We start from the raw sequence: 9,100 nt of genomic DNA on the forward strand, positions 1-9,100 counted from the left end.
GCTTCGTAATCTTGCCCTGAACACGCATGCTCCATGAGGCGAAATCCAACCCGTTGGATACACAACAATTCAAGGAAATGATATTATGCGTTCAATAATTGACTGTAATAAAAAAGTTATCAACTTAGGTAAAGAGGAATTAGAAACTCTGATTTCTCAAGCTATTTCAAATGGTAACTTTACAAGTCTAGAACAAATAACGAACGTATATACTGGTATTTACAGCGCTTTAAAAGATAAACCTTGGTGGTTGGTCAGTGATTTTGAAGATGATATCTGGATCTTCGACTTCCAGTCAGATACACAAAAAAAAATAGCAAAATCGAAACAAAAAATTAGTGAGATAGATTGGACATCGATAATTCTTGATGATGGTAAACCTATTACATCAAATAAACACCGTCAACTTTTAAACGCTTTCAAGTACTGGCTTATAGCTGTTGATAACCCATTTGATAATGGTGGAAATTTCATAACGGCTACTACTGCTAGAACCAAGTTCAACCGTGTCGTTTCTATGATAAATTCCATTTTAATAAACGCTCACAAAAAAGAACTCGCAAATAACCATCTTCAGAAGTTTAATGATGACTTTTGGCTTAGTATCCTTACCTCTATTAGCGCACGTGGTAATGTATTGGGTATTTATGGAATAGAGCCACGAATTAAAAATCTCCTTGATAATGCCGCCAATACTATTTCCGATGAAGATGCAGAAGCTTTCTCTAAAGAATATCCTTATTTACTCGAAGAATTATCTGAAGATAAAAATAAACTACTATTAAATGATCGTGTAAAATCGTGTAAGTGGTTATTTAATAACGGTTTCTATAAACAGTCTAACGGTGGGATAAGATATACAGGCAACTCAGCTTTTTTTGCTTCATCGCTGTTTGAGGGTAAAGTGTTAGATATTAATAAATTAAATATACCTGTATACCCGGAAATAGTCATCATCCCCCCTGTATTAAAAACCGAATACCCTCGTATTGATTCCAAAGACTATAGCAAAGGAATTACTAAACCAGCTATTGAAAACTATATACAGGTAATTAGATTAATTCATACGAATATTGGAAGAACTGATGCAGCTCAACCTAATATTATTGGTAAAAAAGTACTGGCGATTAACGTTATGCAGAATGAGCAGACGATAGAGAAAACCCCTAATAGGACTAAAACAGTACCACCAGAGGTCATATTTAACCTTCTCCGAGATTGTTATGAGTTTACTAAAGAACATTTGCCAGTAGAACCGACATCCCCTTATGAAACTACAACTCTACTATCTGAAGTACTTAAACTACTGGAAGCTGGTAACTCAAAATCCACTAAAGCAGACACAAGCCCTACAAGACCCAAATTGAACTCTAAAGAGTTTAATGAATCTTTGCATCGAGAATTACCTTCGACAGAGCGAGCTTGGTGGTTTGAGTATGAAGCAATAAACACACTAAGTACTGAATACATAAAAAAAGGGATTAAACAAATTATTCCTTTAGGTATAGATGAATTAGATAAACACAAAAAAATCCGATCTGGAGAAAGTTTATTCGATCTATTTTCTGTATTACAAGGTTCAATACAAATCCTTGTTGGAGCAACAGTGGCAAGAAGACAAGATGAACTAATTGAGCTAGAAGAGCATGGTAATTTGGTACCCAATATAAACCCATTTACAGAGAAAGGTGGTAACACTCAATACGATCTAAAATTCAAAGTAAAAAAAACAGGAGTAGGTGGTAAAAAGGGGCAAAAAGAGTTAGCTAAAAGACCTATACCACGGTCAATTGCAAAAATGATATGGCAATTAGAGCAATTTAATATTGGGATGAATAAAAGAGGTTTGAGCTATGGTACGTTGTCATTATTTAATACACTAGATCCGACCATTGGGAAGATCGGCTGCGTAGACCACAAGAGTTATAATACTAACCTTGATAATGCCTGCGATTACCATGAGACGCTGTTGGTAAAATATAGCACCGTAGAATTAAGGCGACTTTATGTAAGGCAACATCAACTTAGACGTTTCTTTGCAATGGCTTTTTTTTGGTCAAAGCGATTTAAAGGAATGGATTCACTTAGGTGGATGTTAGCCCACTCTGATGTGCAGCATCTCTATAACTATATTTCAGAACTGGAAAGTGGTGCCGTTCTCTTAGGAGTAAAAGCAACAGCAATCACTCGTAGTCTTATAGATCCATCGTCTGAGTTATATGACACAGAAAGTATTGAGATCCTGAGAAAGACTATAGCAAATAGAATATTAGGTAATAACTCTCGATCAATTGATGTTAGTTCACTCAGTGAGGCTTATGACTGCTTTAAAGATGAGTCTTATCACACTATCCCAAGTATCGATCAGATTGAAACCGAGCAAATGATCGAGTACGAAGTTCTTAATATGTTGAAGGATGGCTCAATTACTCTAGAACCCGACTTTTTTTCCATCTCAGATGCAAGTGGCAAAAAAATCCAAACATTCACTTTAATACTAAAAACCAAAGATCTCGATTAGGAACATTTAAATGAAAAAGTTAAGCGTAAACCAAATTAAAGCAATAAAGACTGAACAACTTTTACTTGACGTAATCAACAAGCCCAATAATTTTACAAATGATGATAAGTTAATTCATGCACTTCGCTCTCAAGGGGCTTTAGCGCAGTATGATAACCCAGTCCTTAATATTACTTCATGTTCACTCAATACCCTAAAAAGCAATTGCAATGATACTTTAAAAAGAAAGTACAAAGGTCTCGATATCCTTAGAGTCAATGCCAAAACAGCCATTGAAGATAAAGAACAGGAACCCAAGGTAGATAAACCTAACAAAGCAACACTCTCTGGATTGAGATTGAAGGTCAATGAGCTAAATAGTGAACTGGAATCACTTCGTTTTGCTTGTTTCAACCTAACGAATATTATTGATGAACTACGCTCGTTTACCAAAAAGCTTGCCGTGTATGACGGAACTAGTGATGCACGATATGACCTCTATAAAGATCAAGACTATGAGATCAGACTGAAGCTGGATTACACCAATCAATTTCAAGCATATAAAAATTCCCAAGAAGAATACCAAAGGCTTCTAAATGCCAGTCATTAAATTAGAGAACCATAAACAATGGACACATATTGGGCTTGATAACAGTCTCAAATTTGGAAAGCCTATTGATATACAATTCGTGACGTACAGCAACGGGCTTCCGTGTGTGGAAGTAAATGCATACATTAAACAGTTAATTTTAAATGGCAAAAAATCCAGTACTATTCGTACTTATGTTTATAATATTTATCATCTAGTACGTTTTGTAGAAGAACAACCTCTTTTGAGTTCCTTTGAACAACTGAATAACTCACTGTTTAAACTATTCATACATAACCTACAAAGAGAAATTAAAACAAATGGAGAAAAATTGAGAAAGACAAATACAGTAATAACTATTGGGGCTCAATGTCTTGATTTTCTATGTTTTGTCAAATCTTTCCATGATTTAGATAACTTCATTGATACGGACAAAAGCAGCTCAATAATTATTACTGAAAAGGAGTATAAGTTTAAGCCCGAAGGATACAAGAATTATAAATATGGTACTACAAAGAAACACACTTCTTTCCCAGATCCTGACGAGAGAAAGAAACGCCACCCTGTTGGTGAAGAGGACGCGCTCGCAGTATGGCAGTATATTAAAACTCAAAAAGGAAAAGACAAACGTAGGCGTGACATGGCTTTCTACACATCAATGGAACAGCTGGGGGCTCGCGTAAAAGAACTCAGTCTAATGACCCTCACAGATTTTGAGAATGCAAAGCAAACTGGCTTAATGAAATTGGTGACTCTGAAAAGAAAGGGGACTGAAGAGTATACCCGCATGGTTCCCGTACCAAGTATTTTTATTACAAGTATCTCTGATTACTTAAAGGTAAGGAAAAAGGTGACGAAAAGCAAAAAAGTAAATCATGATTATCTTTTTATCAGCCTAACAACAGGAAAACAATTGAGTGCTGGCACATGGACAACTTATATTAAAGAGTGGCAAAACAAACTTGGGATAAAAACTCCTATTAGTCCTCATAGGTGGCGTCATGCTTTCGTAACCGAAAAACTAAAGGAATTAATACTTGCTGATGATGAGCTCAATAGCAAAGATGACTTTCGAGCAAAATTACTTCATACAAACACGTTTAAGCAACAGTTGCAGCAATGGACGGGACACTCAACCTTAAACTCCCTCGATATTTACATTGACCTCATATTTGCAGAACTGAATGGTTATGCAAAAGTGTATAGTGCTGTTTCATTATCAAATGCGGTCAAGCTAGTCGAGCGCCAGCTAGAATACTTCAAGGAACAATTAAACAAAGGGGAAATAAGCAACACAGACCTAAGAAAAGGGTTGGACGAATTAATTAATTCTTTCAGCAAAGACATTAATAGTTCCACTGAACATCGATAAGCTAGCTTATTTATGCTCAGTGGTTCAAATGAATAAAAGTACAACACAAACTACTAAGGTTGGTTAGTTATCGTTTACCCTAAGACTATTCACCACTTCAGTTTCTCGCATAAAATACTCAAACAACCCTACCCTAAACAACCGAGTCGATGTGGCCGCATTCTTGTAAATACGCCCTTTAGCATCTAGCTCCATTACTGAGCAATCATTCCAATGTATGGCATTCTTACTGTAATCAAGCCTTCCTAATGCTTTACCAGCCGCTTTCAACTCACTTAGTGACGCCCCATTGCTAACTAATTCATGAATCGTCAAACCAAGTGCCTGCCAGACCTGTGGCGACAAGTGATACCCAGAACGATCTTTGAGAAAGATCTCTTGCAATGATTCAAGCCATGCCCTCAAAAAGAAAGTAATTTTCTCCATATAGTCATCAGACAAGGCAGAAGTAAGACTTGTCCCATTAGGCAATTTAATGTCTTTCGACATTTTGCTGTACTCCTGTGTTCCCACTCCGGCAACAGCACCAACCAGAAACTTAAAAAGTACGTATTGCGTGGTGATATAACGCTCTGAAGTTTTCACATGTTTGGAGTCAAAATTCACACCACCATAAGATTCAATATCAGCGTCTCGTATCAACTGATCAATAAAAGGCTTCAATGGAAAATCATCATCGGGTAGCAAATTCTTTCCACCAAGAAGATGTGGAAGGCTTAGTGATGACTCGAAAATACTGCTCTTTTTAAATAGTTCAATGACATTATCAGTATTCAAACCTTGTTCAGTATCAAACACAATGCGGACTTCTACCCCCTCCATTGCTAAACGTTGTCTCTGCTCACTTCGTTGATTCGCTTCTTTAACAGTCAGTCTAGAGCTAAATAAGAAGGTTTTTAACCCTAAGATCTTGCAGATAGCAGTCAAGCCCAAAATGTTACCGACGACATATGTATTAGAGGTGTTGTAAATCAAGGTCGGTAACTGGTGTGATGCATTAGTAAGAGTAGGTTTATCGATAACTGCAAATGTTAGCGACAAAGGCGCACTTACCGAATGATCAATAGCGTTTTTTTGTAGTTCAGACAGTATCTGTTCGACTTTTTCAACATTTTTAGCATTCACAGCAGCATCAATCGCCCAACTCAATTGTGGCAAGAGGTTACTGGTTGAAAAGTATGAAGCGACCTCAGCCATCGGCATTGTGGTAATCAAAGTGTGCTGCGTCCGACCATGTGAACGAAACAACATGCCACTAATTTTTTTATCAGAAATACTCAAAACTTTTCATCCAGTTACTGAAAAAGTGGACTTTAACTCAAAAAAACAACTTGATCCGACAAGCACGTCGGATCAATACTAATCAAAAGAGTTAAATCGCAAATTGCTCCTAATAGCGATAATGCCACAGATAAAAGGCCAAAACATGAAAGACAAAAATACCGATAATCATAATGAGATATCAGGTGAGATCTTAGAAAGCTCTATCGTTGATAGTTTGTTTGTTAAATACGACGAGAAAGAAAGTAATAGCTATTTAGCTAGCTCAAAAGAACTATTAAAAACAGCAGAATCGCTACCTCCTCAACAGCTTGAAGGCATTTTTAAATCTAGGGCTCGCTATTACTCAGGGGTAAGAGCAGTTAAAACAACACTGAAGCATACTGTCATCTATATCAGCCCTCAGATTGCACGTGATATGTTAAAGTTTTCCCGACGTGGAGCAATTAACCCTAATAATAAGAATCGAAAAATAAGCAAAGCAAGAGTTAAGAAGTACGTAGAAATAATGAAAAAAAGAAAATGGTGCCTTACTGGTGAACCAATTATCATTTCTGTCGAAGGCGAGATTCTCAATGGTCATCATCGCCTCGAAGCTTCATATGAAGCGAATGAAGGTTTCATTGCTCCTGTTATTTACGATGTAACTGACGATCTGTCATTTGCGAATATTGATGTGGGTAATATGCGCTCTAGATCGCAGGTATTAGAGATGGCTGGGGTTCTAGTGAACGCTCAAGTGCTATCTCGTGTAGCTATGCTATCAAAAGCCTTTGATATGACGTCTAACCCTTATGCATTCAGAGGTACTCAAGGCACATCTTTCCAACCTTCTGAAATATTAGCATATGTTGAAGAAAACGAAGAGCTTGCATTATCTGTTGATTTTATTTCTAAAATAGTAAAACGACATAAACTTGAGACTCAAGTCTCTGAGGCGATTTACGCTTTCGCTCATTACATGATTAAACAAAAGCTAAAGGATTATGAACTGAACAAAACACTGCCCCTGTCACCAGAAACCTACCTCACTCGGATTATTTCCTCCCTAGGGCTGGAGTCTGAAGATGACATTGAATATCAGGTCCGTAATTACCTACAATCACTAGTCCATGAGTCAACAAGTTACTCTCTTCTATGCAAGTTATCAGCTATTTTTAAAGGGTGGAACCTGCATTTAGGCATCCCTGTTTCAGGTAATAAAGTGAGTGTTCGCCGGGTCGCTCGATATCGAAGAGATAGTGATGGCAATAAAGTTCCAATGACATCCGCAGGGAATATTAATGAAGCATTCACAATCCCATGTGTTGAAAAAGGGCCCGCTCCCAAGAAAATCTTGAAACAAGCCAACGTACAGACATTGGAGAAGTAAGTTTGGTTAACATAGACTTATCAGTTCCGGAGTTGAAAGAGTTCATACTCAATGACAGCACTCCATTCAAGGTGGTTGACCCAACTAGCCTACCCCAAAAAACGCAGCTTGCAATGTGCGAGTTTATGAGGGGAAAAACAGCTCCACATCTTTTGTACATCTATTCCCATGACTATGCGTCTTTCCGAAATTTAGTTATTTCAGGAAAAATAATTATCAAGTGAAAAAAGTGAAGATGGCAAGCTACTATGCCTGCCATCTTCGATTACTTTACTGATACCAACCATCTGCCAGCACTTCCGCTTGCTCTAACACAAGCTTAATTGCTTCTTCAGCGGCATCTGGCGGATACTTCCATCTACGTAGCAGGCGACGTACAAGGTTACGCATGCGAGCACGAACACTATCTCTCTTTTGCCAGTCTACTGTGGCTGACTTACGTAGTTGGTGAGTTAACTCAATGGCAAGCTTACGTAAGTTGTCATCACCAAGTTCTCTAACCGAAGATTCGTGACCGTGTTAACCGAAGAAAATACAGAGTGATTGAACACGCCTAATACATAGAAATTATTTCTTGTAACACGAGCAAAAATCATTTCATCGCTACGGGTTTTCGATGGTTCGTATTTGTCTAGGTGAAAGTGATGAAAACCTGTCGTAGATAGTACAAAGTCCTTATCCTCCCATTTATCATATACGCATTAGCCAATTAGAGCTGACGGGATATAGCCTCTTAGGTTGACCTTGGTTGATTAGTAAGGTGACAAATCTTTGCCTCTTTAGTCATTTGCGGATTACTCTGAGTAAGGCAAAGCCACACCATAGTCGTTTGTTAGGCTAATGGTTCAAATGTCATGACAGATTTGAACAAAAAGTTCGTTTAAACTAAATCTATCTGCGTCTTCAAGTCTTTGAACGGACGTTAGTTCTGCTAAACCCTGCTCAATACCATCCGTCATATCACAAAATGCATTTTGAGCTGACTCCCACAGATTTACCCATTCTTCCAATGTAGGACGATAGCTGAGTTCATGTGCATATTTGTTTCTTATGCTGTTGATTTGATTAAGTACTTCATACGCACTTTGACTTACAATACCGTTATTGTGAGCTGCATTAAGAATACTAAAAAAGCTAGCCTTGCGTAGCTGATGTGTCAATTCAGGGTTCCACTCACCTAAACGCTTTCTAAGCATAAACTCAACAAGCATATGCCCTTGTAGAAACCAACCAAGATCCGGACGCTCATTGAGGGTCTCATAATATATATCCATTTCTTCGACTATGTCAGCCATAATCCCTCTAGCTCTAAATATGTGGTTATTAGTCTAACTACGGTGCGGTTAACTACAATGAAACCTGAGCAAAGGCACGCAAACACTAAACTAAACCAAAAATGCCACAAGTTGGCCGTCACTCTTAAGCAATTTGTATGTAACTTTTATCGTGGTCGATATGCATGTTCAAGAACCATTCTTGCAAGTGCTGTTTGCTTTGTAGAAAGGTCAATCTTATGAGCAGCGCATAGCAAGCATAAGACGCGAGCAAACTTAACTCTAACTACTTGAAGCGTCTTATAGAAAAGAAGATCGTTATTAGACCCTTGAAACTTATATAAAACCATCAACTGTTTGCTCAAAGTTGTTACTAATTCAAGTAAGAAATGACGAGCCATTTCAGACTTTAAGTTTAATCGGCATTGTTCTGTTTCATCTTTGATTGACTCAAGGCTTTTTATGACAGCCTGAGTGACCTCTTGATCAAAAGGAGCGACTAAAACCATACGCAGCTCTAGAAAGGAAAAGTACCTTTCTAGCTCACGTTTGTCAGGATCGTTCACGAAAGGAACTAAATCTTTCAATGAGAAACCGGAAATAGATGCAGCACTGCCGATACCACCGATAACATCTAAAAATGTCAAAATATACTCCTGTTACATATCAACGAATGACATGGATTCCCCCTCCCGAGGATCTGCCACACTTA

General features: G+C 37.8%; 7 protein-coding genes and 1 pseudogene. 4 read left to right on the forward strand and 4 right to left on the reverse strand.

Going from position 1 to position 9,100, the window contains the following annotated elements; genetic code table 11:
• The first annotated feature begins 85 nt into the window (after positions 1–85).
• From AB4371_RS19815 to AB4371_RS19825, 3 genes are read left to right on the forward strand one after another with little or no spacing between them, the layout of a single operon-like run.
• Complete coding sequence (locus AB4371_RS19815) at positions 86–2,521, forward strand: integrase (RefSeq protein WP_102308760.1); 2,436 nt, start codon at positions 86–88, stop codon at positions 2,519–2,521.
• A 10-nt stretch (positions 2,522–2,531) separates the two neighbouring features.
• Complete coding sequence (locus AB4371_RS19820) at positions 2,532–3,110, forward strand: hypothetical protein (protein ID WP_102350423.1); 579 nt, start codon at positions 2,532–2,534, stop codon at positions 3,108–3,110.
• Positions 3,097–4,461, forward strand: coding sequence for a tyrosine-type recombinase/integrase (locus AB4371_RS19825; RefSeq protein WP_102360718.1), 1,365 nt, complete (start codon positions 3,097–3,099; stop codon positions 4,459–4,461). The genes AB4371_RS19820 and AB4371_RS19825 overlap by 14 nt, the downstream gene beginning before the upstream one ends.
• 63 nt (positions 4,462–4,524) lie before the next feature.
• Here AB4371_RS19825 and AB4371_RS19830 read toward each other — a convergent pair whose 3' ends face one another.
• Positions 4,525–5,664: a hypothetical protein gene (locus AB4371_RS19830; protein WP_102360717.1), complete on the reverse strand. Its 1,140-nt coding sequence runs from the start codon at positions 5,662–5,664 to the stop codon at positions 4,525–4,527.
• Positions 5,665–5,887: 223 nt separating this feature from the next.
• Here AB4371_RS19830 and AB4371_RS19835 point away from each other — a divergent pair, with 223 nt between their 5' ends.
• Entirely contained in the window at positions 5,888–7,114 is a 1,227-nt protein-coding gene (locus AB4371_RS19835) for a ParB/RepB/Spo0J family partition protein (protein ID WP_102308777.1), read from the forward strand.
• A 270-nt stretch (positions 7,115–7,384) separates the two neighbouring features.
• Here AB4371_RS19835 and AB4371_RS19840 read toward each other — a convergent pair.
• The 3 genes and pseudogenes from AB4371_RS19840 to AB4371_RS19850 form a co-directional block, all read right to left on the reverse strand.
• Positions 7,385–7,627: pseudogene (locus AB4371_RS19840) on the reverse strand (type I restriction enzyme endonuclease domain-containing protein); the annotation flags it as partial.
• Between the two features lie 332 nt (positions 7,628–7,959).
• Complete coding sequence (locus tag AB4371_RS19845; RefSeq protein ID WP_102360716.1) at positions 7,960–8,409, reverse strand: hypothetical protein; 450 nt, start codon at positions 8,407–8,409, stop codon at positions 7,960–7,962.
• Positions 8,410–8,555: 146 nt separating this feature from the next.
• Positions 8,556–9,035 carry a hypothetical protein gene (locus AB4371_RS19850; protein ID WP_102360715.1) on the reverse strand — a complete coding sequence of 160 codons (480 nt, stop codon included), beginning with the start codon at positions 9,033–9,035 and terminating at the stop codon, positions 8,556–8,558.
• Positions 9,036–9,100 lie beyond the last annotated feature (65 nt).

The organism is Vibrio sp. 10N.261.51.A3 (genome assembly GCF_041471965.1).
Classification (GTDB): domain Bacteria; phylum Pseudomonadota; class Gammaproteobacteria; order Enterobacterales; family Vibrionaceae; genus Vibrio; species Vibrio crassostreae_C.

Bases quoted from the DNA above. Each gene is read 5' to 3' on its own strand.
- AB4371_RS19825 (WP_102360718.1), top strand. From the start codon at position 3,097: ATGCCAGTCATTAAATTAGAGAACCATAAACAATGGACACATATTGGG.
- AB4371_RS19820 (WP_102350423.1), top strand. From the start codon at position 2,532: ATGAAAAAGTTAAGCGTAAACCAAATTAAAGCAATAAAGACTGAACAA.
- AB4371_RS19830 (WP_102360717.1), bottom strand. From the start codon at position 5,664: ATGCCGATGGCTGAGGTCGCTTCATACTTTTCAACCAGTAACCTCTTG.
- AB4371_RS19835 (WP_102308777.1), top strand. From the start codon at position 5,888: ATGAAAGACAAAAATACCGATAATCATAATGAGATATCAGGTGAGATC.
- AB4371_RS19845 (WP_102360716.1), bottom strand. From the start codon at position 8,409: ATGGCTGACATAGTCGAAGAAATGGATATATATTATGAGACCCTCAAT.
- AB4371_RS19815 (WP_102308760.1), top strand. From the start codon at position 86: ATGCGTTCAATAATTGACTGTAATAAAAAAGTTATCAACTTAGGTAAA.